Consider the following 26,267-nt stretch of genomic DNA (forward strand, 5'->3'; position numbering starts at 1 on the left):
AAATTAACGGATTATCTCAAATTACAACCATAATTTAAATAAAAATATGTAAAAAAACAGCCACACTATTAAAGTGTGGCTGTTTTTAAAGTGCACATTATTTGTCAGAAATTGCAGCAATTCCAGGAAGGGTCTTACCTTCAAGGTAAGTAAGTGAAGCACCCCCACCAGTAGAAACGTGGGTTAACTTATCAGCAATTCCTAATTGCTTAACGGCTGCAGTGGAGTCACCACCACCAACGATGGTAGTAGCATCCTTCAAGTTAGCTAAGAAATCACCAACTGCTAAGGTTCCCTTAGCAAAGTTACTCATTTCGAATACACCCATTGGGCCATTCCAAACAACGGTCTTAGCATCAGCAAGCACGTTTTCAAATTCTTGAATAGACTTAGGTCCAATGTCAAGCGCCATCATGCCATCAGGAATGTCACCTTCAACGATTTGAGTATTAGCATCATTCGCAAACTTATCAGCAACAACGTTGTCAACTGGTAATACTAGCTTGTCGCCAGCCTTATCAAGGATTTGCTTAGCTAAATCAATCTTATCCTTTTCAACTAATGAGCTTCCAATCTTAATGCCCTTAGCAGCGTAGAAAGTATAAGTCATTCCACCACCGATAATGACCTTATCAGCTTTATCTAATAAGTTATCGATTACGGTAATCTTGTCAGATACCTTAGCACCACCTAGGATGGCAACGAATGGACGCTTAGGATCATTAACGGCGTTTCCAAGGTACTTAATTTCCTTTTCCATTAAGAATCCAACGGCAGCTGGCTTACCAGCAGCTTCCATTGCCTTAGCAATTCCAACGTTGGAAGCGTGGGAACGGTGCGCAGTTCCGAATGCATCGTTTACGAATGCATCACCAAGTGAAGCCCAGTATTCACCAAGCTTTGGATCATTACCGGATTCGCGCTTAACGTTTTCGCCATTAACAACATCTTCGAAACGAGTGTTTTCAACTAGTAAAACATCGCCATCATTCATCTTGTTAATTGCATCTTCTAATTGAGGACCTTCAGTAGCAGGAACAAACGTTACGGGCTTGTTCAATAGGTTTGAAAGCCGTTCTGCAACTGGACGTAAGGAAAGTTCCTTCTTGTCGTCTTCGGACTTGATTCTGCCAAGGTGAGAGAAGATGATTGCCTTGCCACCGTGATCAACTACGTAGTTGATGGTAGGAAGTGCAGCAACGATTCGGTTATCATCGCCAATCACACCGTTCTTAATTGGAACGTTGAAATCAAGACGCATTAATACTTTTTTATCTTTTAAATCTAAATCAGAAACAGTTAATTTAGCCAATTTAGATACCTCCTAAATAAAGATTAACTTAACAATTTAATAATACAGCATTTAAGGGCTAATCACAAAGCAAACGACTAGCCAAGATTATAATAAAAAGGTGAAAGAGTAACCTCCTCCACCTTTCTTAGTTTTAACTATTTAATTAAAACTGCTTTTTATAGTTGAGCGAACTTCAATAAAGTACGAACCATGTTACAAGTGAAGCCCCATTCGTTATCGTACCAAGTCCAAACCTTAACTAATTGGTCATCACCAACAGTAGTTACATCAGTTTGGGAAGGATCAAATACTGATCCGTGAGTATCACCAATGATATCACTTGAAACGATAGGATCTTCAGCGTAACCAAATGCATCGTTACCTTCAGTGTGCTTCTTCATTGCTGAGTTAATGTCTTCAGCAGTAACCTTCTTGTCCAAGATTGCAGTTAATTCAGTTAATGAACCATCCACAACTGGAACCCGTTGAGCAACACCGTTTAATTTACCTTGTAATTCAGGAATAACTAAACCAAGCGCCTTAGCAGCACCAGTTGAATGAGGAATCGTATTTGCGCTAGCAGTACGGTTATTTCTCATCTTCTTACCTCTAGGACCATCTAAGATAGCTTGAGTAGAAGTAAAGGCATGGATAGTAGTCATAGTACCAACCTTGATTCCGAAGTCTTTGTTCAAGAAGTAAGCTGATGGTGCAATACTACTAGTAGTACATGAACCAGCAGAAACAATCTTGTCATCGGAGTCAAGAGTATCCAAGTTAACACCAGGAACAACAGTCTTAATTTGACCAGCAGGAGCTGAAATCAAGACACGCTTTGCGCCAGCGTCCAAGTGAGCTTGTGACTTTTCAGCAGAAGTGTAGAATCCAGTACATTCAAGAACATAGTCAACACCATTGTTCTTTACCCAAGGAATTTGTGAAGCATCCTTTTCGGCATATACAGGGTATTCCTTACCATCAACCACGATACCAGTGTCAGTTGAAGAAACCTTACCTGGGAACTTACCATGAGTTGAGTCATACTTTAATAAGTAAGCTAACATTGATGGAGTAGTTAAATCATTGATTGCTACAACTTCGATGTCGCTTGAGTTAAGTTCGTGGATCCGCTTGAAAGCTAAACGTCCAATGCGTCCAAAACCATTAATACCAATTTTTACAGTCATACTGAATTTTCCTCCTTTAGGAAATAATAAGATAAATATTATTTTAAAGCAGTACAACATTATATTACCACTTTTGGCTGCTAGTGTCAGCCCCGTTGCTCAATAAATATTGATAAACCGGGCAACAATCAGCGAAGCACCAAGTAATAATATTATCTTTAAATGCAGTATATCAAGCGCTTTCATAAAATGCAAAAGATAGCGCTCATTAATTAAAATTATCCTAACCCACTTGAAATTAGAGATGATTTAAGGTATAGTTTTATATTGTTTGATTGAGTAATAAATAGCTGCGCCTGTAGTGTAATGGATAGCACGTAAGATTCCGGTTCTTGAGATGAGGGTTCGATTCCCCCCAGGCGCATAAATGAAATAAACGCCCGTTATCATTTAATGCTCTAAGCATTAATGTAACGGGCGTTTTTATATATTTAATATTTGATTAAAAATAGCAATTAAAAACTTAGTCAGCCTTAGTCATTAACTTAGTCAGTATAATTTAAAATAATAGTCCGTGTATGGTGGTAATGTGAGGTTGCTCAATTCATTTTGAGTAGCCTTTTCACTTTGCATTGAGTGTCTAAACGCAAAATTACGTTATGATCTATTATCAGAATAGAAGGCCTACCTAAAATTAGGCATATCTCAATTAATATCAATATCACTGTTAATCAGACGCTCTCAGTTCTTAAGTTCATCCACTAAGTGATTAACTTGTTTAAAATTAAGCCTACTTCATTTAATAATACATAATATCGTAACGATTCACTAAGGTATTCAGCGCGTCCCTTACGATTATCAAGTTCTGATAAACCAAACTTGTTTTTTCTAAATAACCTACGTGCCAATTCTGAAAACGTAAATTTTCTTTCTATAAAAATAACCTGCGTATCTGTTTTAGGTACGCAGACTAAGATGTACCCAATTTTGAGGATATATCTTACTATCATTACTTTGATAGAATTGCATTATATTAGGGATTAAAGAATGCTACTTTAGCAGGATTGCCTTATATTTGGGCAAGCTAGAATCTACCAAAAAATGCTATTGATATGGTTCAGTATGATTTTTTTATGTATGGCTTTGTCATGTTTTGACAAGTTTTCACTAAACCAAAATACACCATATAATGCTGTTTTAGCGGGCTTTACCTAAATTAAGGAAAGCCAAATGCAGAAAGTAGATTTGCTATCTTAAATGGATACTGTTTTATTCAGCTTTCAGTAAATTACAGAAAGCGATATCAATACTATTTAGATACTAAAAAAGAGACTGCAATTAAGCAATCTCTTTCTTAATATATGCTTGTAGTGCCTTTGAAAGCACAAGCAAGCTTAACATCGATTTAAATAATGAGTGGCTATCTCACTATTCTGGGAAGAGAAATCTTCCTTTATGAAATCAATAATTATAATATATTAATCCGGTTAACATGTCAAAAATAGTGAATAGCAATAAATAGGTTTTAATATTAATAAAATAACTGATATAATAACAACCAGTGTCGCATCAAACCCTAATGGCTAAGGGAATAGACGCTAGAAAGGAGAAATTTTCCTTTTATGAAATCATTAGTTTATAAAATCTTAACTAAAATTGTTTTACCTGTAACTTACGCAGTTATAAGTGGGTTAATTCTTCATTTATTAATCAAATAGCAATAGTTAAGTAATAGGACACGAGCTGACTAATAATCATGCTTGTGTTTTTATTTTAATATATTGTTTATGATATTCAAGGAATAACGTTTCGTTACCCCTATAAGATGAGGCACTGTTTTAGGATTCCATAAATAGATGAGGTCGTACTTCACGATCCCACAAGGGTTCTAACAAAACGTTAAAAGTCCCCCCTGCTTAAAAAGATATGCTCAATTTTGGGCATATGCTTTACCCATCCCTATAAGAATGCTTCGTGGTGGTATGATTTGATAAATGTTCAAATATAAATGTTTTACTGTATTATAATTATTAATTTTGCAACCTTGCATTATTATTTTATCAACGATCAATTAATCAATTCCTTGCTATTAATCTATCTTATATAATTTAATAAGTGATGAGTTGTTACGTTTTTTTACTATAACTATTAACAGATGAATATTCAATATTTCTTAGCAATTCTAGCAATTATCACCCTATATTTTATCTATGAATAACGGGATGAGCGTTTAATGACTCATTAAATAATTGCTCAATAATAATCCCTCTAGGCCCATCTAACTGTTCTTTTGGAATTGTCATTAAACGGTTCTTTCATTGAATAAACTAGCTTATTCAATTGATTATTATTAAACTTAGTTACGTGGTTAATGTTCAAGTTAAAATGATTAGCAATCATCTTACTATTAGGGCGTTTACTGTAATCATCATAATAATAAATATAAGCTAGGATTTCACGCTCCTCTTTAGTTAAGTAGGATAACCTATAAAGAATGATTTAATCACTAGTGCTCCTATGATTAAATCATTTCAGGGTTTAGTCATAGCAACTCCTATCATTCAAGTTAGTAAACTAACTCAACTGACTATATTTGGTTTTATTAACCTTATATTTATTTAGTACTTCTTTATAACGCTTATTCGCTGCTTTTAATTTCTTATTAAGAGCAACCCTGGCCTTACTACTTTTAGATTTTTTAACTGCCCTTCTAGCTTCTTGAACTTGCTTTTTAGACCGCTCGACACTTTTTTGGGACTTTTGGTAGGCCCGTTTAATTAACTTAGCTTGTGATTTAGCAGAATTAGATTTACTTGTGTCCGTCACTGAAGATGCGCCGCTAGAGCTCGATGTGTTTAATGATGAATCACTATTTGTAGCATTAGAAGACACAGTGTTCATAGCATTAGAAGTGTTATCAGAAGAAGTGGTAGAACCCAATGATGGATTTAATTGTAATAACTGCCCAATCTCTGTCGATTTACTAGATATAACCCCTTGACTAACGAGATCACGAGTCATTCTTGAAATTCCTGAAGTTTCATAACTAAATGTATCACTAATCGTACTTGCACTATCATCAGCAAAACCAACAATCACCTTGTTATAAGAACTAACTGTATTGGACGCTGCACTTGAAAATGAAGCATTTGAAGACCTTGATGGATCGGCATCATATACTGAATCAGCATAAGATGCCATATCTGAAAGAGAATCATAAGCTGAATTCAAGGATGATTTAATTTGACTATTTTCACTCATCATAGAAGTTTCTGCTGCTGATACTTGAAAGAAATTAGATACAGCAGCCGAATATTCGGAAGCAGTGATTGATCTAGGAGTATCATCTTCATATGATTGATAAATAACAGACCCCAGCTCTTTATCTAAACTCTGATATTTAGAATAATTAGAATCGGCGACTGAACTATAAGCTGACGCTAAACTATCTACGGCATTAGATGCACCACCATAAACACTATTAGCATAATACTGTGGGTACGTAGTTTCATCATCATAATAATCGCCATTAGCCATACTACCCGGATTTGCAGATAATTGTGCATAAGTAGGCAAAGTACTATCTGCATGGGCAATTGGAGTTGTGTAAGAATTAATCTCATAATTAGATATCCCGTATCCAACCGTTACCAAAGTCGCAGTTGTGATCAAAGCAACCACCCATCTCTTACCTGACTTATATAGACGGTAATGTTCTTTATTAGTCTTATTACTCATAGTTATCTCCCCCAAGGTTATTAGTATGAACATAATAACACTAATTAAGATAATTCAATAATTTTATAGATAAAAAATAAATCCACAATTGATAATTAATTATAAATATAGTTCAATTTCAAAACCAAATGCAATTTATGGAATAACAAACAATTAACTATCCTTAGGTATGATTAGCATCCCTATTCTTAATCATAGTTAATATGTTTTATGCAGATTTAAATCTATACCGATTCTCAGGTACTTTGTTTTTCACTTTCTTACTTCACGGGCAAATGTTTTGACCTTCACTGACTATTAAGATAGAATTTAAATAGTTAAATTAAACAAACCAATATTAGGGGGACAATTATAATGAACTTAATCCCAACTGTTATTGAGCAATCCGCCAATGGCGAAAGAGCTTATGACATTTATTCTCGTTTATTAAAAGACCGGATCATTATGTTATCAGGTCCAATCGAAGATAACATGGCAAACTCAATCATTGCCCAATTATTATTCTTGGATGCCCAAGATTCTGACAAGGATATTTACCTATACATTAACTCACCAGGTGGTGTGATTACTTCTGGAATGGCAATCTACGATACGATGCAATTTGTTAAGTCAGATATTCAAGTCATCGTTATGGGAATGGCTGCTTCAATGGCCAGTGTGCTTGCTTCATCCGGTACTAAGGGGAAGCGATTTGCATTACCACACGCCCAAGTTATGATTCACCAACCATCTGGTGGTGCCCAAGGGAAACAAAGTGATATTGAAATCGCTGCCGAATCCATCTTGAGTGCTAGAAAGATGTTAAACAAGATTTTAGCTGCAAATTCCGGTCAAACGGTTGCTAAGGTTAATCGTGATACCGATCGTGATAACTACTTAACTGCTGATGAAGCTGTTAAATACGGATTACTTGATGGCATCATGACTAACAAGAGCGAACAAGACAAGGATTCTAAAAAATAATTAACCTTCTCATTATGTTGGTTAATCAATTTAAAATCAGTAGTCATTTAGCTGGCTACTGATTTTTTTGTCCATAAAAAGTGGGCTTAAAAAATAAGCCCGGCTTAATCATTGGTTTATCAGTCTTTTAAGCCAATTTGTAACCTTAAATAAGCCAACAATCTAACGTTAAACTTCCCTTGGAAACTACCATTTATTTAAGGGGTTTGATATGATGCCAATAATAAATTGCACAATTTACTATCTTAATCAAAACGGATCAATTTATTTCAAACTAATTCAATCTTTAGAACGGGGCGTTAATAATGGAAACCATAATCAATAAAATTACCTTAAATCTAAAAGTGTCGCGCACTATTATCAAATGGTGGTCAATTGTAGCGATTTTATTATTCATAATTGCTATGATGGTGGGGTTATTCAATTCTGACAATGTAAATCATTTGATTACATTTCCAACAGCAGATTCATTAATCACGGCAATGAAGAATGGCCTAAGAATAATAATTATTTACCTAATCCTTTCATTCATTCCAGTTTCATGGCCAACCAAAACGGTGTGTTTCATTAGCACCGCAATCGTTTTCAGTGGCATCGGTTCAATCATTGCGGGATTTTCATTCAACCATACCGTTAATGCTCTAGTTAGTATTATTTTCAATATCAACTACCTAATACTAGTTTATACAATTGCTACTATCTCAATTCAAACCATTAATAACGTTAAATACCAGTCAAATCATCACTACATCTTGAAGTGGTTTAATTCACTTAAGCATTCATTGGGCAGTACGTGGTGCCCATTGATCGTTACGATGGTAATCTATTTTATATTAATGGCAATTACTCCCATTCCAGTAACGCCATTTTAACGTAATAGTTAATACTATCCATCAACTCATTTTTCATTTGAGTTTTTTAAATGTGAATATAATCAAAACCCCATAATCAAGAACAATCGCTCTAAACAGGGCTCCAACGTAAGTAAAAGCGGCGATTTCAAATCCCATTCGAGATATCTTTTCTATTTGTAAAGCAAAAAAGAGTGCGGTTATCACAAATAAGAATATAAATGAAAATGGAAGTGTATTTTTGATTGTGATTTTATTATTCGAATGATAAACATATATGGAAAAAAATAAAATGATGGAAATGATTTCTAAAAAGAACACAAACCTTAAAAGGCCAGTAAATAGATTAAACAAATTAAGGCCCATGATCACTAAATTAAAATACCAGGCCATTAAAGCATAATTTAGCTTACTCCTTTTATTTTCCTTCCGTTTTTGATTATCTAAAATATCGTTTAGGTTAATATCATATAGTGCTGAAAGTTCATTAATTTTGTAGATATCAGGAATACTGCGATCATTTTCCCATCCAGATACTGTTTTGCGGGATACATGCATCTGATTAGCAACGTCACTTTGCGTTAAGTTAGCATTATTTCTTGCTTGTTTTAACTTGTGGCCTATTTTCATTTAAATCCCTCGCTTACAATTAAAATTAACATGATAAAAAGCTGATTTTGATATTGTTCAAAATCAGCTTTTATTAATTACTTATTTTCAACCATTGCAATCCGCTCTTCAGTTTGGACCCGTAGCTTTTCAGCAAAATCATTAATTTTTTTCAACCGGTGGTTAATCCCAGATTTAGAAATCGGCCCCCCTGGAATTAGTTCACCCAGTTCCTTTAGGGTCACTTCCTTATTTGCTAGTCGAATTTCGGCAACTTCACGTAGTTTATCAGGAAGTTGATCCAACCCCACCGTATCAGCAATGAAGTTAATACTAGCAATTTGACGGGTCGCAGCGTTAGCAACCTTATTCATGTTCGCATTTTCACAGTTGACCAACCGGTTGACTGAATTTCGCATGTCACGAACAATTCGAATATCCTCAAAGTGTAGCATTGAATTGGTGGCCCCAATCAATTGCAGGAAATCTGCAATCTTTTCGGCCCCTTTCAAATAGGTGATAAAGCCACTTCTACGCCCCGTAGTCTTAGCTTCTAGATGGTAACGATTCATCATCTGTGTAATCATTTCGTTATGATCTTCGTATAAAGAATAGATTTCCAAATGATACCGTGAGGTCTCCGGATTATTAACGGACCCTCCGGCCAAGAATGCACCACGTAAGTAGGAGCGCACCTGTGAATCACTTGCAAGTAATTCATCAGGGACGGTCTCTACTAATTCAAATTCATGTAAAATTCCTAAATCATCCAAAATATTCTTGGTATTAGTAGTAATACGGACTACATACACGTTATTCTTTTTTAACTTCATTCGTTTTCGAACGATTAAATTACTTTCGACATCGTAAAATTCAAGTAATAAACGATAGATCCGTCTAGCAATTGCCGGGTTTTCGGTTTGAACGTTTAAAATCAAATCATGGTTAACGATCGTAAGCGACCCGTTCATTCTAATCAATGCCATCAATTCAGATTTAGCGTTTTCTTGATGGACCTCAAGCGTCGTTAACTCCTTCTTGACCTGACTAGCATAGGACATTTTTAACCCTTCCTTCGTTATCAGTTACTTAGTTTCGATTAATTTAATGAGCTCATTCGCCACAGCATCTCCGTTATGGTAAGCACCATGGTCATGCAATTTCAAAAAATCAGATGCAATGACTCGACAGCGCTGATTAACTAATCCAGCTTGATCATGAGCAACTTGATGGGAGGTTTCATCAGCATTCCTTCGGATATAGTTATCAGGAACCCGTTTATTATTGACCATTACCACGTCAATAATATTTTGGCCAAAATGACGGTTTAAAACAGCAACGTGCCCTGAATCGGTCAGACCATTCGTTTCGCCATTTTGGGTCATAATATTACAAATATAAACAATTTCAGCACTGGTGTGTAGGATTGCATCATGGACTTCCGGAATCATTAAATTGGGTAGGATGCTGGTGAATAAACTTCCGGGGCCTAAAACAATTTGATCTGCATTTAAAATTGCGTCGACTACTGGTTGGGCAGCCTTAGGGGCCCCCTTTTGATCATCACGATTCACCCAGACCCGTTCAATCATTTTATCAGCATTGGTAATTTCTGATTCACCCGCTAGCTGCGTTCCATCAGTAAATTCAGCGTGCAGCGTAATTAAATCATCACTCGCTGGATAAATATGCCCCTGAACCCGTAAGATTCTGGCCAGATCCTGAACCGCTTGAAAGATGTTTCCCTTCATTTCAGAGAGGGCCGTGATCAATAGGTTCCCAATCGCGTGGCCAGCTAAAAACTTATCGCTACCCTTAAACCGGTATTGAAATAGATCCAAAAATTCTGGGTCAGCATCCGATAGTGCGACCATCACATTTCGGATATCACCAGGTGGTACCACATTAATGTAATTTCTGAGAATGCCGGATGACCCACCATCATCAGCAACCGTAACGATCGCAGTGATATCAACATCCTTACCCTTTAACGCCCTTAAGATGACCGGCACACCAGTTCCGCCACCAATTACAACGATCCGGGGTTGATGCGACCTAATTTGTGACATTATAGACCCTCCCTATTAATTATTATTAAATCTTTAGGTGAGTTCAAAAACTCACAAACATAAGTATAACATACCTGGTGTTTCTTTTTGATTTAAAACTTAAAAAAAGACGAACATTCGTCTTTTTTAGTCTTGCTTTAACTTTTGGGTCCGTCGCGTATCGGTATCTAAGACCGGCTTCAGGTATTGACCGGTGTAACTATCCTTAACCGCACAGACTGCTTCAGGGGTTCCGGTCGCAACGATTTGGCCACCACCGTCACCACCTTCTGGCCCTAAGTCAATTAGGTAATCAGCAGTCTTAATTACATCTAGGCTATGTTCAATGATCAACACCGTATTGCCCTTATCCACTAATTCATGCAGAATTTTTAATAAGCGACCGATGTCATCAGTATGCAATCCAATCGTTGGTTCATCTAAAATATAGAAGTTCTTGCCATCTGATTTCTTGTACAACTCAGCAGAAAGCTTCATTCGCTGAGCTTCCCCACCGGAAAGCGTAGTAGCAGATTGGCCTAATTTAACGTACCCTAGTCCAACTTCATTGATGGTCCTTAACTTGCGGGTAATCTTTGGAATGGCCTTAAAGAACTGAAGAGCTTCACTGACCGTCATGTCCAAAACATCAGCGATGTTCTTGCCTTTGTATTCGACTTCTAGCGTTTCAGCATTATACCGTTTGCCATGACAGACTTCACATGGCACGTACACATCCGGTAGAAAGTTCATTTCAATTTTTAAGATTCCATCCCCATGACAGGTCTCACAACGCCCGCCCTTAACGTTAAAGCTAAACCGGCCCTTCTTATACCCCCGTAACTTAGCTTCATTCGTTTCAGCGAAGAGGTCCCGAATATCATCGAACACCCCGGTATAGGTTGCCGGATTACTCCGTGGGGTGCGACCGATCGGGCTTTGATCAATGCTAATGATCTTTTCAATATTTTTATATCCACGGATGGACTTATACTTCCCGGGCCGGGTCGAGTTATGATTTAACTTCTGGGCTAGTGCCCGTTTTAAAATCGTATTAACTAGCGTTGACTTTCCAGAACCAGAAACCCCGGTCACGACCACAAATTCACCCAGTGGAAAACTAACCGTAACATCCTTTAGGTTATTTTCTTGCGCTCCAGTCACGGTAATTTGCTTTCCATTGCCAGTCCGACGGGTTAATGGAACTGGAATAAACTTTTTTCCAGAAAGGTACTGACCGGTCAGCGACTTCGGGTTCTTAGCCACCTGTTTGGGTGTCCCAGCCGCCATGATGCGACCCCCGTTTTGACCAGCCCCCGGTCCAATATCAACAATGTAATCAGCATCTTCCATTGTATCCTTATCATGTTCAACCACTACTAGGGTGTTGCCCAAGTCACGCATCGCTTGAAGTGATTTGATCAGCCGGTTATTATCCCGCTGGTGCAATCCAATCGAAGGTTCATCCAAGACGTAGAGGACTCCTGAAAGGTTCGAACCAATTTGAGTAGCTAACCGAATCCGTTGCGATTCACCACCGGAAAGGGTCCCAGCCGTTCTAGATAACGTTAGATAATCCAGCCCCACGTTCTTTAAGAACGTTAGGCGATCAATAATTTCCTTAATGATTGGTTTAGCAATCACTGCGTCTTGTTCACCAAATTCAAGGGTGCTAAAATAGTTCAATTCCTTTTGCACATCAATGCTAGCAACCTGACTAATATTTTGGTCGGCCACCTTAACACAAAGGGCTCGTTCATTTAGTCGATAGCCATGACAGGTTTGACAGGTCAATTCGGTCATATACTCACGCATTGTCTTACGGGTAAATTCACTATTAGTGTTATGATAACGGCGATCGATATTAGTAATTACCCCTTCAAATGGCATGTCGAGGTCCCGAGAACCCCCAAAATTACTTTCAAAGTTGAAGTGGAATTGCTTTTTTCCGGAACCATAAAGAACAAGATCCCGCTGCTTTTTAGGCAACTTATTAAATGGCGTATTCATATCAATCCCAAAATGCTCACAGGCCTGTTTTAACATGTTGGGATAGTATTCAGAACTAATCGGGTTCCATGGTGCCAGTGCTCCCTGTGCCAACGTCTTGGTACGGTCGGGAATCACAAGGTCAGTATCCACCTCTAGCTTAATTCCCAGCCCATCACATTCTGGACAGGCACCTAATGGTGAGTTAAATGAAAAGAGCCGTGGTTCGAGCTTGCCCACCGTAAAGCCACAGTATGGACATGAATAGTGTTCTGAAAAGACCATCTTATCACGTTTTCCCATAAAATCAGCAATTGCATAGCCATCACTAAGCCTTAGTGCGGCTTCTAATGAGTCTGATAGCCGTGACTTAATGCCATCCTTAATGATAATTCGGTCGATGACGACGTTAATCGTGTGGTGTTTATTCTTATCCAGTTCAATCGAATCATCTAGGTCCATGGTTTGCCCATCAACTTGGATGCGAATGTACCCCTCCCGTTTAATCTTTTTAAGTAAATCCTTGTGTTGGCCCCTTTTATCACGGACCACCGGTGCCAAAATTTGTAACCGAGTCCGGTCAGGGAGCTTCAACAATTCACCCATCATTTGATCTACAGATTGACTAGTAATCTTAGTACCATCATTGGGACAAATTGGGGTCCCGACCCGGGCCCATAATAATCTAAAGTAGTCATTAATTTCAGTAACGGTCCCGACGGTTGACCGGGGGTTATGGGAAGTCGTTTTTTGATCAATTGAAATGGCTGGACTAAGGCCTTCGATTGAATCAACATCTGGTTTATCCATTTGCCCCAAAAATTGGCGAGCGTATGATGATAAACTCTCAACATAGCGTCGCTGCCCCTCAGCATAGAGGGTATCAAAGGCCAACGAACTTTTTCCAGAGCCCGATAGACCAGTCATAACAGTTAATTTATTTTTAGGAATCGTGACGTCAACATCTTTTAAATTATGTTCACGAGCGCCTCGAATAATGATTTTATCGTTCAACAAAAATATAATCCCCCTAAACCTTTGCTTGCAGTTCAATAATCGTGTCACGAAGATTAGCAGCATGTTCAAAGTCCAAGCGCTTAGATGCGGCTTGCATTTCATCTTCCAGCCTTCCAATCATCGCCTGCTTATCCTTTTTACTCATCTTCTTAAAATCAGATTCAATCACTTTATCATTAGTAGCGGCATTTTCTTCCGCAACCTGATCACCACTAACTGAAATGACCGGTGAAATTTCCTTTTTGATCGTATGCGGAGTAATCCCATGCTCATGGTTATACTGCTCTTGAATCGCCCGCCGGCGTTTTGTTTCATCGATTGCCCGCTTCATTGAATCGGTCATCGCATCGGCATACATAATTACTTCCCCGTTTTCGTTCCGGGCTGCCCGACCAATCGTTTGAATCAATGAACGTTCATTCCGCAAAAAGCCTTCCTTATCGGCATCTAAAATGGCAACGAGTGAAACTTCCGGGACATCAATTCCCTCCCGTAACAGGTTAATGCCAATTAAAACATCAAATTTACCAGCTCGAAGGTCATGAATAATTTTAGTACGTTCCAACGTTTTAATATCACTGTGCAGGTAGCGAACCTTAATCCCCAGATCCTTAAGATAGTCGGTTAAATCCTCCGCCATTTTCTTAGTCAAAGTGGTCACAAAGGTCCGCTCATTGCGCTCAATGCGTTGGTTAATTTCACCCACTAAGTCGTCCATTTGTCCCATAATTGGCCGAACCTTAACGATGGGGTCTAATAAGCCAGTGGGTCGAATAATTTGTTGAACCACTTGATCAGCGTGGTCTAGTTCATAGGGACCAGGAGTTGCTGACATGTAGATCACCTGATTAATGTGCTGCTCAAATTCAGGCATCTTTAGGGGCCGGTTGTCCAAAGCACTTGGTAACCGGAAACCATATTCAATTAACCGTTCCTTACGAGCTTTATCTCCATTATACATCCCACCAATTTGTGGAATCGTTTGGTGTGACTCATCAATGACCATTAAAAAGTCCTTTGGGAAAAAGTCCATCAACGTGTAAGGTGGCTCACCCGGCTTCCGTCCATCCATGAACCGTGAGTAATTTTCAATTCCGTTGGTGTAGCCCATCTCACGCATCATTTCAATATCATACGTGGTCCGTTGCTTAAGTCGTTGTGCTTCTATTAGCTTCCCTTCCCCTTCCAGTTTCGCTAATTGGGTTTTTAATTCAGATTGAATTCCATCCAAGGCATGGTCCATAATCTGGTCATCAGCTAAAAAGTGTGTCGCTGGAAAAATCACAATTTTATCCTGGTCACTGATCACTTCACCGGTCAACGTATCCACTTCACGAATCCGATCAATCTCATCACCAAAAAACTCGATTCGATATGCGTACTTACTGCCGGAAGCCGGGAAGACTTCAACTACATCGCCACGAACTCTAAACCGGCCCCGCTGAAAATCAATATCATTTCGGTCAAATTGAATGTTCACTAACTCACGTAATAGCGTGTTGCGATCGATTTCTTGACCCACCTTCAATGGAATCGTATGGTCAAAGTACTCCTTAGGACTCCCGAGTCCAAAGATCGCGGACACTGACGCCACGACGATCACATCGTTACGTTCTAACAGTGCACTGGTGGCGGCGTGCCGAAGTTGGTCAATTTCATCGTTAATCGAGGAATCCTTTTCAATATAGGTATCACTAGATGGAACGTAGGCTTCTGGTTGATAGTAATCGTAATAACTAACGAAGTACTCAACCGCGTTATGCGGAAAGAACCGCTTTAACTCACTGTATAGTTGTCCTGCTAACGTTTTATTATGGGATAGCACTAATGTCGGCTTATTTGCATTTTTAATTACGTTCGAAATGGTGAACGTTTTTCCAGTCCCGGTGGCTCCTAACAGGACTTGTTCCTTATCGCCCTGTTTTAAACCATCAGTTAGCTCCTGGATGGCCTTTGGCTGATCACCAGTCGGTTGGTATTTTGAAACCAGGTCAAAGTGATTAGTGGTAACCCGCTTAATTTCTGCCATTGGTATTTCCCCCTTTAATTTCAACTATAATTGGTTATTAATTAATTTATATTTAATCGCAATAAAAAGTGGGGAAGTCAGCCTCCCCCACTTTTTATAATCATTCTAACACTGTTTCAGCCGTTGCAAAGAATAACGACTTACATATTTTGAATATAATGAAATGCATTTTGACCAGCAATCCCACCGTCGCCAACGGCAGTAACGACCTGTCTTAGCTCTTTTGCTCTTACATCACCAATGGCAAATACACCGGGCATTGAAGTTTCCATACGATCATTTGTCTTGATCCAGCCCTTATCATCGGTAATCTTCAAATCGGTAAATGCATCGGTAATCGGTAGGTTCCCAACGTAAATAAAGACCCCACTAGCAGGAATTTCGCCGGTAGCATTAGTTTGGTTATTGACGGTTTTAACCCCCGTTACCTTTGCGCCATCACCGGTAATTTCAGTCACATTGGTGTTCCAAACAAAGTTAATTTTATCATTTGCGAACGCTTGGTCTTGCAACACCTTTTGTGCACGCAGTTGGTCACGACGATGGACAATGGTTACCTTTGACACTAACTGGGCTAAATAAAGGGCCTCTTGAATTGCGGAATCACCACCACCTACAACGACGACCTCCTTGTTTTTAAAGAAGGCTCCATCACAGACGGCACAATAGGAAACCCCACGGCCACCGTATTCATCTTCACCCGGTGCACCCAATTTCTTATACTGAGAACCAGTTCCAATGATGACCGCCTTAGCTTCGTAATCACCGTTATCAGTATGAACGACCTTGGTTGCACCGTTATCTTCAATGGATTCAACGGTTCCGTACCCATACTTGGCACCAAAGTTAATTGAACCTTCGTACATATTTTTGGCTAAATCTGGACCTAAAATAGATTTGAATCCTGGGTAGTTTTCGATTTCCGCAGTATTATTCATCTGCCCACCGTAAATTCCCCGATCAATCATCAAGACTGATAAGTTAGCCCTGGAAGCGTACAAAGCACTAGTCATCCCACTAGGCCCGGCGCCAATTACAATCACATCATAACTTTCCATGAATTTAACACCCCTCACCTAAAATTATCAATGTTCATAGCTTACTATTAATAAACATGGTTGTCTAATAGTTTGTACTCAAACCATTATTTTTGATCTTCTTCAGTTAGTTTTTGACCTAATTGCTTAATGTACTCGCGCAAATCGGCCTTCACTTCAGGGTGTTCTAAGCCATATTCAATGTTGGTCTTTAGCCAACCGAATTTATTTCCAGTATCGTATCTGGAACCCACTAACTCATGTGCATAAACCTTATGGGTTTTGTTTAAGGTATCAATGGCATCCGTTAATTGAATTTCGCCACCCTTACCAGGCTTGGTATCAGCTAGGATATCAAAGATATTCGGGGTTAATAGGTACCGACCAATGATGGCAAGGTCACTAGGGGCATCCTTTGGATCTGGCTTTTCAACAAAGCTATCCACATCATATAGGCCGGGCTTAATTTCCTTCGTTGGTGCAATTACTCCGTACTTCGCAGTGTCTTCATGGGGCACCCGCATTACAGCTAGGGTGGATTCACCAGTGGCTTCATAACAATTGATCAATTGCTTCGTTAGTGGTTCATCAGCCTTTGCAATATCATCACCTAGCATAATCACAAATGGTTCATCGCCAACAAAACTCTTAGCCGTTGAAACAGCATCGCCCAATCCATCCGGATGGTTTTGGCGAATAAAGTAGATATTCATTCCATTCGTTTCTTGAACCGCCTTTAGCATCTTATCCTTATGCTTCCGGGCCAAGTTAGCTTCCAATTCTGGATTGGAATCAAAGTGATCTTCGATGTTGCGCTTATTCCGGCCGATGATAATTAAAATATCGGTAATTCCAGAAGCCTTTGCTTCTTCTACGATCAATTGAATGGTTGGGGTATCAACAACTGGTAACATTTCCTTTGGGACCGCCTTGGTTTCTGGTAAAAATCTCGTTCCTAATCCAGCAGCGGGGATAATTGCTTTTCTAATTTTTTTCATTTTGACAACTCCTAGTTAATAGATAGATTCGAATTAAGCTAATTCCGAACGACCCTCACGTTGCATTAATTGAGCAATCGATTCTTTGATATCAGCATTATCATACAATACATGGTAAATCGCAGAGGTAATTGGCATCTCAACCCCACGCTGCTTAGCTAATTCATAAGCCGCCCTGGTCGTAGCAACTCCCTCAATGACCATTCCCATGTTATCAACAACTGCTTGTAGTGATTTACCATGGCCGAGTTGGTTTCCAGCCCGCCAGTTTCTAGAATCGGAACTAGTGGCAGTTACGATTAAATCACCAACTCCGGATAATCCGATAAACGTTAACGGATTGGCACCAAATGAAGTTCCTAACCGTGAAATTTCGGCTAATCCTCTGGTAATCAAGGATGCTTTCGCATTATCACCGTAGCCGAGCCCCACTAATGCTCCGGCACCCAATGCAATGATGTTTTTAAGGGCGGCCCCAATTTCGACTCCAATCACGTCGTCATTGGTGTAGACCCGAAAGGTGGGGTTCATAAATAGTGATTGAATGTGTTCAGCATCTTGAATGTTTTCGCTGGCAGCGGTCACTAACGTGATGTCCCCCCGAGCAACATCCTCAGCCTGACTGGGGCCTGAAATTACGGAAATCGAATGACGGTTTGCTGGGTCGATCTCATCGGCTAGCACTTCCGACATCCGCTGATATGTTTTCTCTTCAATTCCCTTGCTGGCGTGAATTAAGTTGGGTTTAATCCCCAATTGCGCTAGTAATGGATTTACCTTTTTAGCTACCGAGCGGGTCACTTGGGCTGGGACTACGAATAATACATCATCGACGTCCGCTAAAGCAGCCCGCATATCTGAATAAGCAACTAATGAGTCTGAGAATGTAAAATCTTTTAAGTATTTTGAATTCGTGTGGTCCGTATTTAGCTCATCTACTTGAGCTGTTTTATAGGACCATAGTCTAACGTCGTGGCCATTTGTAGCTAAAATATTGGCTAACATGCTCCCCCAAGAGCCAGCCCCTAATACTGCAATCTTTTCTGTCATTGTTTAATACATCCTTTATTTTAATAGTTTTTTAGTGCCATCTAGATACCAACTAGCATCCGGAATGGTCCGTCTACGGTAGATCAATAATCCCAATGCAAAGCCAAACAACACGATCGATAACCATTGTGATACTCGAACACTCCCAATCATTAGGCTGTCGGTTCGCATCCCTTCCACAAAGAAGCGGCCAAATGAATACCACATGATATAACTTAGAAACACCTCGCCGCGTTTAAAGAAGTGGGGAACGTGGCGTAATGAAAATAACACTGCCACCCCTAAGAAACTCCATAGCGATTCATATAGAAATGTCGGTTGACGGTACAACCCACTAATGAACATCTGATTAATAATGAACTGTGGTAGGTGGAGGTGGTGGAGAAAGGCGAGGCTAGTTACCTGACCAAATGCCTCTTGGTTCATGAAGTTTCCCCACCGGCCAATTCCTTGACTTAGTAATACGGTCGGTGAAATAACATCTAGCATTAACCATACTGGAATTAATCGACTACGACAAAAGATAATGATTACAATAGCAGCACCAATTAGCGAACCGTAAATTGCAATTCCACCGTCCCAAATTTTAATAATTTCATTGAGATGGTTTTGATAGTACCCCCATTGAAAGATAACGTAGTACAGGCGGGCACTAATAATGGAAAATGGTAATGCCCATAATAACATGTCATAGATATCATCAGGCTTAATGCCCCGTTTTTTCCCCTCACGGACCGATAAAAAAACCGCTAGGATCACAGCACTGGCAATAAAAATGCCGTACCAATGAACCAGAATTGGTCCCAAATGAAACGCGATGGGGTTCAATGCTAATTTAATTTGAATTCATTCCCTTCGATTATTTCTGATCATCAGGACGATCATGAAGCGCATGCTCGTTGTCTGATTCAATTTGTTTTTCCTTAGAACGTTCTTTTGAATCACGGATTGAATTTTCCTTGATCAAGCTTTTTAAGTTTTCATCGAAGACCTTAGTAGCATCGTAACCCATCGAACGGGCTCTGAAATTCATCGCAGCGGATTCAATCAAGACGGCTAGATTCCGACCGATTTTGACCGGAATTTTAATTTTAGGAACATCAACGTCAAAAATCCGTTGAAAATCCTTGTTATCACCCAACCGGTCAAACGGAGTCTCCTTAGACCAATTTGACAGGTGGACGATCAAATCAACCTTAGTGTTACTGCGGACTGCCCCGGCACCAAAGAGGTTCATCGCATCGATAATCCCAATTCCACGAATCTCCAATAGATGCCTAAGAATGCGGGGGGCTTGCCCGATCAACGTCTGCTCATCTTGTTGGTAGACTTCTACTCGATCATCTGCAATCAAGCGATGCCCCCGCTTAATCAATTCAAGCGCGGTTTCACTCTTCCCCACTCCAGAATCACCAGTAATTAAAACCCCAAGCCCGTAAATATCGACTAATTCACCATGCAATGACATTCGTTCAGCTAACTTTGCTTCCAAGTAATTAGTCATGTTACTAAGTACCCGTGAAGTGGTTAACTTAGAACACAGCACTGGAATTTGCTTCTGTTCAGCAGCTTCCAGTAGTTCCTCGGGTGGGTCCAACTGGGTCGAAATCACAAAGGCCGGCGTCTCGGGTTGACACATCTTCTCCATCACGTCATACAGATCAAAGCTAGCCATTCCCTTTGCAAAGGAAGTTTCAGTAATGCCCAAAAGCTGGATTCGCTTTGCCGGATAGTAATTAAAATAGCCGGTCAATTCCAATCCAGGTCGTGAAATATCGCTGGTGGTAATTAAGCGGTCCAAATAGTCTTCACCATAGGCAACGCTCAAGTGAGTATTATCAACGAGGTCCTTAACGGTTACTCGTTCAGCCATTTTCATCCTCCCCAATCATAAAAACAAATTACACGTTAATTTTATCACGATATCACATTTCAATACACTTTGTTTTACTGATTTTGTCGTTGATAGTGATCAGCAAAAATGGCATTGCATAGCGATAGAATAATCGCTACCAACATTGCACTACCAAATGATGAAAAGTGAAAGCTTTCGTTGCCGACTAACCAGGAGGTCATTTCTAACATCAAGCCATTAATAACGATACTGAACAACCCCAGGGTCAAGATATTAATCGGCAATGATAAAACGGTAATGAACGGCTTAACCAGCGCATTCAAAATTGATAGCACTAACGCAGCACCGAGGGCGGCCGTGATACTAGCAACGTAAAAAATCCCTGAACTTTGTAAAAAACCGGCCACTGCAATAAACACCAGCATGTTCAATAATATTTGTTTCAAAAAATGCATGTCACTTCTCCCTACTTATGATCATCCTTTTCCTCAACGTCATGGAGGATTTTACGGCCGCGTGGCTTTGCACCCATCTCGGAATTATTTTCCTGGTGATCATAACCACTAAAGCGGTCGTTAGCACCGTAGTCACTGGGCATCAAAACCATTAATGCAAGGTAAATTAACACCGGTAGCATGGTATGGATAAATAGAATCGTTAATACTAAATACGCAATTCTTAAATAGCGAGCGTTAATGCCAAAGTAATCGGCAATCCCGCCCAATACACCGGTTAAAACACGATTTTGGTGTGATTTCATTAGTTTTTTCTTCGTTTTCATTGGAATGTTCCTTTCATTGTAAACTAGTTCAAACTAATATTATCACATTCAAAAAAAGTGTCTATCTTTAAGCATAGACACTAATAATATCTTTAACTTTCCTGTTTAAATAGCACTACTCCCAATTCGTGGGGAGCGTTACTAAAGATAGCAGTTTCGGTAATTGCTAATTGGCCCTGCCGATTTTCGACCTTTAGGCGACAGTAAGTCGATTGGGTCAACAACGCTTGGTAGAATTCATCTTCATTGGTCACCGCAATGTTATTAACCTCTAGGATAACATCCCCGATCGATAGGTTCATCTTGGCAGCCGGCGTCTTTGGTTCAATTCCAACCACACGCACCCCGTTGATTACCTCTGAGTACCAATCACCCTGGGCCTTGTCATGCGCCTTGGCGCGCATTAAAAGCCACCAATAAATAACCAATAAGCTTCCCAAGGCCGGAACGGCTACAATTGCAAAGAAGTAACTAGCTACGCTCAACAATATTCCAAATAAGGCTAGTTTTGCAAAGCGCCCCGCTAATTTCTTAAATACCACCCGGGGGGCTTGTTTAAAGATCGTCATCCGAAAGCTAAACAGGATTGGCGCGATCAAAAACGCATATGATTGGCCGTTCAAAACAAACACTGGCCAAAATTGAAATAGATTATGAATCCAGTCGCCCGGGATAAACAGGAAAAGGGGAATCACATTAATGCTTTTGAACGGATACCCAGCAATTCGAACTTGGCGTTCGTTCCGCTCAATAATGGGAACGTTAAACTTACCACCGTCCTTAGCAACCATGATTGCTAGCCCGAATAAAAAGAGGCTGGCCAATAAAACGTAGTTAAAGTTGGCCGGTGCAGATCCCCACATGCCATAGTTCTGCAACGTTTGAAAATGGAAGAACTGTTCAGCGTATTGATTGAGGTTCAAGAGGGCTACAATCACCGTGGAAATAATTACAATTTCAAATGAAAAGATGACGCCCGGGATAAATAATAAATTAACCAATAGTAATAATTGGTAAACTAGTAGCCACGTAATCGTCATGACCGGCCCCACGATAATTGTAACCAGTGATCCCAAAATCCCCAATATTAATAGATTGAGCCAAAATTGCCGGAGTTCAAAATGTTGCGAATAAATGGCGGTTCGAAAGGTATTTCTGGTCCCTTGAATTCGTTTTTTGGATAATAAGTACGTTCGGATTAACGCCACCCAAAATACAGGTTGTAAAATAAAAATCAGTAAAGCAAGCAATATTTGCATAATTACATTCGTCCTTTATCAATTAATCAGGATTCTTTTGACTTAATTTCCACTGGAGATAGGCATTAATGAATGGATCTAAATCACCATCCATCACCGCCTGGCCGTTACCAGTTTCATAGTTAGTCCGGTGATCCTTAACCATCGTGTATGGATGGAAGACATAGGAACGAATCTGCGAACCCCAACCAATATCCTTTTGTTCACCCTCGATTTGAGCCTTCTTGGCGGCCTTTTTTTCCTCTTCACGTTCATACAACTTAGATTTTAACATATTCATTGCAGTTTCACGATTTTGCAATTGAGATCGCTGGGCCTGACTGGAAACAACGATTCCAGTCGGTTCATGGGTAATCCGCACTGCCGATGAGGTCTTATTAACGTGTTGGCCCCCGGCCCCACTAGCCCTAAAATAGTCAATTCGTAAGTCAGCGGGATTAATTTCAATGTTTACACTATCATCTAGTTCTGGCATTACATCAACGGAAGCAAATGAAGTATGCCGCCGCCCTGCAGAATCAAATGGTGAAATCCGGACCAATCGATGGACCCCCTTTTCAGATTGCAACAGCCCGTAAGCATTGGTCCCAATCACCATAAAGGTAACCGTATCAATTCCAGCAACGTCGCCAGCCTGGTAGTTTAACACCGCTACTTTAAATTGGTGCTGTTCGGCCCATCTGGTATACATTCTAAATAGCATTGAACCCCAATCCTGAGATTCTGTGCCCCCGGCCCCCGGGTGAATTTCAACAATGGCATTATTATGATCGTACGGACCGGATAATAATAGGTTTAAGCGATAATCAGTTAATTGTGCCTCAACTTTGGTTAAATTATTTTCAAATTCGGCCATTAAATCTGGATCAGCTTCTTCTTCCAATAACTCTAAATTAACGGATAGCTCATCGGCAGCATCCGCTAAATTATTGAATCGGTCATATTTTTGCTTCATTTGATTAGTTTCATCAATTACTTTTTTAGCAGCTTGTTGATCATTCCAAAAATCTGGTTCAGCCATGCGATGCTCATTTAAATGAATCCCTTCATTCAATGCATCTAAGTCAAAGTGACCCCCTAAAGCCATTAATGGCTTTTTGAATTGTTTCAATTTTATTTTTTGCTTCACTTAATTCCATTTTAATTTTCCCCAATCATTTAAAAGCAAAAAGCGAAGGGACCAATACAGTCACTTCGCTTCTTCCTAAGAATTATCTTTCAAGGTTTTGTCTAATTTCAGCCTTCATAAATAATCTAGTGGTATCGTAATCGATATCAGCAATCATTTCTTCAAACATCCGGTAACCTTCCCGTTGGTATTCAACCAATGGGTTTAATTGTCCATAACCACGAAGTCCAATTGATTGTCTTAATTGATCCATTGCATCAATGTGATCAGTCCAGTGTGAATCGACCACCCTTAGGATTACAACCTTTTCGAACTCAAGCAACTGTGCAGGATCAGATAATTCTGATTGCTTTTCCTTGTAGTTTTCCTTAGCAATGTTATTTAAGTAATCCTTAATTTCATCAGCTGATTTATTCTCTAAATCAGAAATGCTAATTTTGTCAGGATTAATTAAGGTACTGATTGCAAAATCTAAAATGGTATCTAGATCCCAATTATCAGTACTTCCCTGGGTGTGCAAGTCTACCACGTGGTTAATGGTTCTTTCGAACATTGGTAGTAGGACCCACCCGAGTGACTTATCTTCTTCGATGATTTCATAACGCTCTTTATACATCACGTCACGTTGTTGTCTCATCACATCATCGTATTGAAGAACGTTCTTCCGTGAATCGTAGTTATTCCCTTCAACCCGCTTTTGAGCTGATTCAACCTGCTTCGAAATCATCCGACTCTTAATTGCGGCACTATCACCATCAATTTTAAGGTGTTGGAGGAGGTTCTTGATTCTATCAGAACCAAACCGACGCATTAAGTCATCTTCAAGGGAAAGGTAGAATTGAGAAACACCAGGGTCCCCTTGCCGACCAGAACGACCACGGAGTTGGTTATCGATCCGCCGCGATTCATGCCGTTCAGTCCCTAAAACAGCTAGGCCACCTAGTTTAACCACACCGGGCCCTAATTTAATATCAGTTCCCCGTCCGGCCATATTAGTGGCAATCGTAACGGCGCCCTTTTGACCAGCATTTTTAACGATTTCAGCTTCTTTGGCGTGGTTTTTAGCATTTAAGACCACGTGTTCAATTCCTTCTTCATCCAAGCGTTGGGAAAGGTATTCAGAAGTTTCAACGGCAACCGTCCCCACTAGAATTGGTTGGCCTGCATGGTGCAACTTCTTAATTCTTTGAATTACGGCTTCGAACTTAGACTTTAAATCAGGATATAAAACATCTGGTTCATCTAAACGGACAACTGGCTTGTTGGTTGGAATTGAGATAACTTCCATATTATAAATTTCACGGAATTCTTCAATTTCAGTCCGTGCCGTACCAGTCATTCCTGATAGTTTTTTATACATCCGGAAGAGGTTTTGGTAAGTGATGTTGGCCATCGTCTTACTTTCTTGTTGGATTTCAACGCCTTCCTTAGCTTCAATAGCTTGATGCAGACCATCTGAGAAACGCCGTCCTTCCATGATCCGTCCAGTAAATGAATCAACGATTTGAACGGAATCATCTTGCACCACGTAGTCCTTATCACGAAGCATAATGTAATTAGCACGTAATGCTTCATCGATATGGTGGGTCAATGCAGTATTTTCAGTATCAAATAGGTTCTTTAGATTAAAGAACTTATCAGCCTTTTTAATTCCTTGATCAGTCAAAGCGATGGTCTTACTTTCAAGATCGATTTTGTAATCAGTATCCTTATTCAAGGTCTTTGCAAACTGATCAGCTGAATTGTAAAGTTCAGATGATGCAGTCGCTTGTCCTGAAATAATCAATGGCGTTCTAGCTTCATCAATTAAGATGGAGTCCACTTCGTCGACTACGGCAAAATTAAGTGGCCGTTGAACCATGTCTTCCTTATAAACCACCATGTTATCACGAAGATAATCGAATCCAATTTCACCATTAGTGGAGTAGGTAATGTCAGCAGCATAGGCCTGGCGCTTTTCTTCTGGTGATTTTTCCGAAGAGTTAACCCCTACCGATAGGCCTAACCAATTATATAATTCACCCATTTCGGTAGCATCACGTTCGGAGAGGTATTCGTTAACGGTAATAACGTGGACCCCGTCTCCAGAAATAGCATTTAAATAAACTGGCATCGTACAAGTAAGGGTCTTCCCTTCACCAGTCTTCATTTCTGAAATATTCCCTTCATGCAAAACAATTCCACCCATGATTTGAACGTGGAATGGATTTAATCCTAAGACCCGTCGAGCTGCTTCTCTAGCCACTCCGAATGCTTCTGGCAATAACTCATCTAGGGTTTCACCATCTTGGTAGCGCTTCTGAAATTCAGGAGTTTTAGCTTGTAATTCTTCATCACTTAATTTGCGGTATTGCTTTGACCATTCACCGACTTGATCAGCAAGCTTGCTAAGTCTCTTGATCTCACGCTTATCGCTTTCTACCCATTTTTTTAAAATATTAGGCATTAAAAATCAATTTCCTTTCTTAAAATAAATCATCGTTTTTAAATAGG

General features: G+C 39.7%; 20 protein-coding genes and 1 tRNA gene. 3 read left to right on the forward strand and 18 right to left on the reverse strand.

Annotated features, from left to right (window positions below; all coding sequences use genetic code 11):
• Positions 1-97: 97 nt before the first annotated feature.
• Positions 98-1,312, reverse strand: coding sequence for a phosphoglycerate kinase (locus tag MOO44_RS01970; protein ID WP_260116770.1), 1,215 nt, complete (start codon positions 1,310-1,312; stop codon positions 98-100).
• Positions 1,313-1,470: 158 nt separating this feature from the next.
• Positions 1,471-2,481: a type I glyceraldehyde-3-phosphate dehydrogenase gene (gene gap, locus MOO44_RS01975; RefSeq protein WP_260116771.1), complete on the reverse strand. Its 1,011-nt coding sequence runs from the start codon at positions 2,479-2,481 to the stop codon at positions 1,471-1,473.
• A 292-nt stretch (positions 2,482-2,773) separates the two neighbouring features.
• On the opposite strand from gap, the gene MOO44_RS01980 reads away from it, so the two are divergent.
• Positions 2,774-2,845: transfer RNA gene (locus MOO44_RS01980), tRNA-Arg, on the forward strand.
• Positions 2,846-4,995: 2,150 nt separating this feature from the next.
• Here MOO44_RS01980 and MOO44_RS01985 read toward each other — a convergent pair.
• Positions 4,996-6,159 (reverse strand): KxYKxGKxW signal peptide domain-containing protein, encoded by a 1,164-nt coding sequence (locus tag MOO44_RS01985; RefSeq protein ID WP_260116772.1) that lies wholly within the window; start codon positions 6,157-6,159, stop codon positions 4,996-4,998.
• 354 nt (positions 6,160-6,513) lie between these two features.
• Between MOO44_RS01985 and MOO44_RS01990 the strand changes: the two genes are divergently transcribed.
• The gene (locus MOO44_RS01990) at positions 6,514-7,122 is read left to right on the forward strand and encodes an ATP-dependent Clp protease proteolytic subunit (protein ID WP_260116773.1); all 609 of its coding nucleotides are present in this window, start codon (positions 6,514-6,516) and stop codon (positions 7,120-7,122) included.
• 305 nt (positions 7,123-7,427) lie between these two features.
• Complete coding sequence (locus tag MOO44_RS01995; protein ID WP_260116774.1) at positions 7,428-7,994, forward strand: hypothetical protein; 567 nt, start codon at positions 7,428-7,430, stop codon at positions 7,992-7,994.
• A gap of 33 nt (positions 7,995-8,027) precedes the next feature.
• On the opposite strand, the gene MOO44_RS02000 is transcribed toward MOO44_RS01995, so the two are convergent.
• From MOO44_RS02000 to secA, 15 genes are all read right to left on the reverse strand, one after another.
• On the reverse strand, positions 8,028-8,603 hold the full coding sequence (locus MOO44_RS02000; RefSeq protein ID WP_260116775.1) for a helix-turn-helix transcriptional regulator: 576 nt from the start codon (positions 8,601-8,603) through the stop codon (positions 8,028-8,030).
• 77 nt (positions 8,604-8,680) lie between these two features.
• Entirely contained in the window at positions 8,681-9,643 is a 963-nt protein-coding gene (gene whiA / locus MOO44_RS02005; protein WP_260116776.1) for a DNA-binding protein WhiA, read from the reverse strand.
• 24 nt (positions 9,644-9,667) lie between these two features.
• Complete coding sequence (locus tag MOO44_RS02010) at positions 9,668-10,654, reverse strand: gluconeogenesis factor YvcK family protein (RefSeq protein WP_260117277.1); 987 nt, start codon at positions 10,652-10,654, stop codon at positions 9,668-9,670.
• Between the two features lie 123 nt (positions 10,655-10,777).
• The gene (gene uvrA, locus MOO44_RS02015) at positions 10,778-13,636 is read right to left on the reverse strand and encodes an excinuclease ABC subunit UvrA (protein WP_260116777.1); all 2,859 of its coding nucleotides are present in this window, start codon (positions 13,634-13,636) and stop codon (positions 10,778-10,780) included.
• Between the two features lie 13 nt (positions 13,637-13,649).
• Complete coding sequence (uvrB, locus tag MOO44_RS02020) at positions 13,650-15,665, reverse strand: excinuclease ABC subunit UvrB (protein WP_260116778.1); 2,016 nt, start codon at positions 15,663-15,665, stop codon at positions 13,650-13,652.
• Positions 15,666-15,805: 140 nt separating this feature from the next.
• A complete protein-coding gene (trxB, locus tag MOO44_RS02025; RefSeq protein ID WP_260116779.1) occupies positions 15,806-16,723 on the reverse strand; it encodes a thioredoxin-disulfide reductase in 918 nt (305 codons plus the stop codon).
• Positions 16,724-16,809: 86 nt separating this feature from the next.
• Positions 16,810-17,700, reverse strand: a complete 891-nt coding sequence (galU, locus tag MOO44_RS02030; protein WP_260116780.1) for a UTP--glucose-1-phosphate uridylyltransferase GalU — start codon at positions 17,698-17,700, stop codon at positions 16,810-16,812.
• A 33-nt stretch (positions 17,701-17,733) separates the two neighbouring features.
• On the reverse strand, positions 17,734-18,750 hold the full coding sequence (locus MOO44_RS02035; RefSeq protein WP_260116781.1) for an NAD(P)H-dependent glycerol-3-phosphate dehydrogenase: 1,017 nt from the start codon (positions 18,748-18,750) through the stop codon (positions 17,734-17,736).
• A gap of 15 nt (positions 18,751-18,765) precedes the next feature.
• Positions 18,766-19,596: a prolipoprotein diacylglyceryl transferase gene (lgt, locus tag MOO44_RS02040; protein ID WP_260117278.1), complete on the reverse strand. Its 831-nt coding sequence runs from the start codon at positions 19,594-19,596 to the stop codon at positions 18,766-18,768.
• 13 nt (positions 19,597-19,609) lie between these two features.
• Positions 19,610-20,623: an HPr(Ser) kinase/phosphatase gene (gene hprK, locus MOO44_RS02045; protein ID WP_260116782.1), complete on the reverse strand. Its 1,014-nt coding sequence runs from the start codon at positions 20,621-20,623 to the stop codon at positions 19,610-19,612.
• Positions 20,624-20,697: 74 nt separating this feature from the next.
• A complete protein-coding gene (locus MOO44_RS02050; RefSeq protein WP_260116783.1) occupies positions 20,698-21,060 on the reverse strand; it encodes a phage holin family protein in 363 nt (120 codons plus the stop codon).
• An 11-nt stretch (positions 21,061-21,071) separates the two neighbouring features.
• Positions 21,072-21,386 carry a PspC domain-containing protein gene (locus MOO44_RS02055; RefSeq protein ID WP_260116784.1) on the reverse strand — a complete coding sequence of 105 codons (315 nt, stop codon included), beginning with the start codon at positions 21,384-21,386 and terminating at the stop codon, positions 21,072-21,074.
• Between the two features lie 92 nt (positions 21,387-21,478).
• Positions 21,479-22,426, reverse strand: a complete 948-nt coding sequence (locus MOO44_RS02060; RefSeq protein WP_260116785.1) for a PDZ domain-containing protein — start codon at positions 22,424-22,426, stop codon at positions 21,479-21,481.
• Positions 22,427-22,667: 241 nt separating this feature from the next.
• Positions 22,668-23,784, reverse strand: a protein-coding gene (gene prfB / locus MOO44_RS02065; RefSeq protein WP_260116786.1) for a peptide chain release factor 2 whose coding sequence is annotated in 2 segments (ribosomal slippage) — positions 22,668-23,711 and positions 23,713-23,784 — 1,116 coding nt in all. Because the reading frame shifts where the segments join, the coding sequence is not laid out codon by codon here.
• A 72-nt stretch (positions 23,785-23,856) separates the two neighbouring features.
• On the reverse strand, positions 23,857-26,220 hold the full coding sequence (gene secA / locus MOO44_RS02070) for a preprotein translocase subunit SecA (protein ID WP_260116787.1): 2,364 nt from the start codon (positions 26,218-26,220) through the stop codon (positions 23,857-23,859).
• Positions 26,221-26,267: the final 47 nt, after the last annotated feature.

The organism is Nicoliella spurrieriana (assembly GCF_023380205.1).
Taxonomy (GTDB): domain Bacteria; phylum Bacillota; class Bacilli; order Lactobacillales; family Lactobacillaceae; genus Nicoliella; species Nicoliella spurrieriana.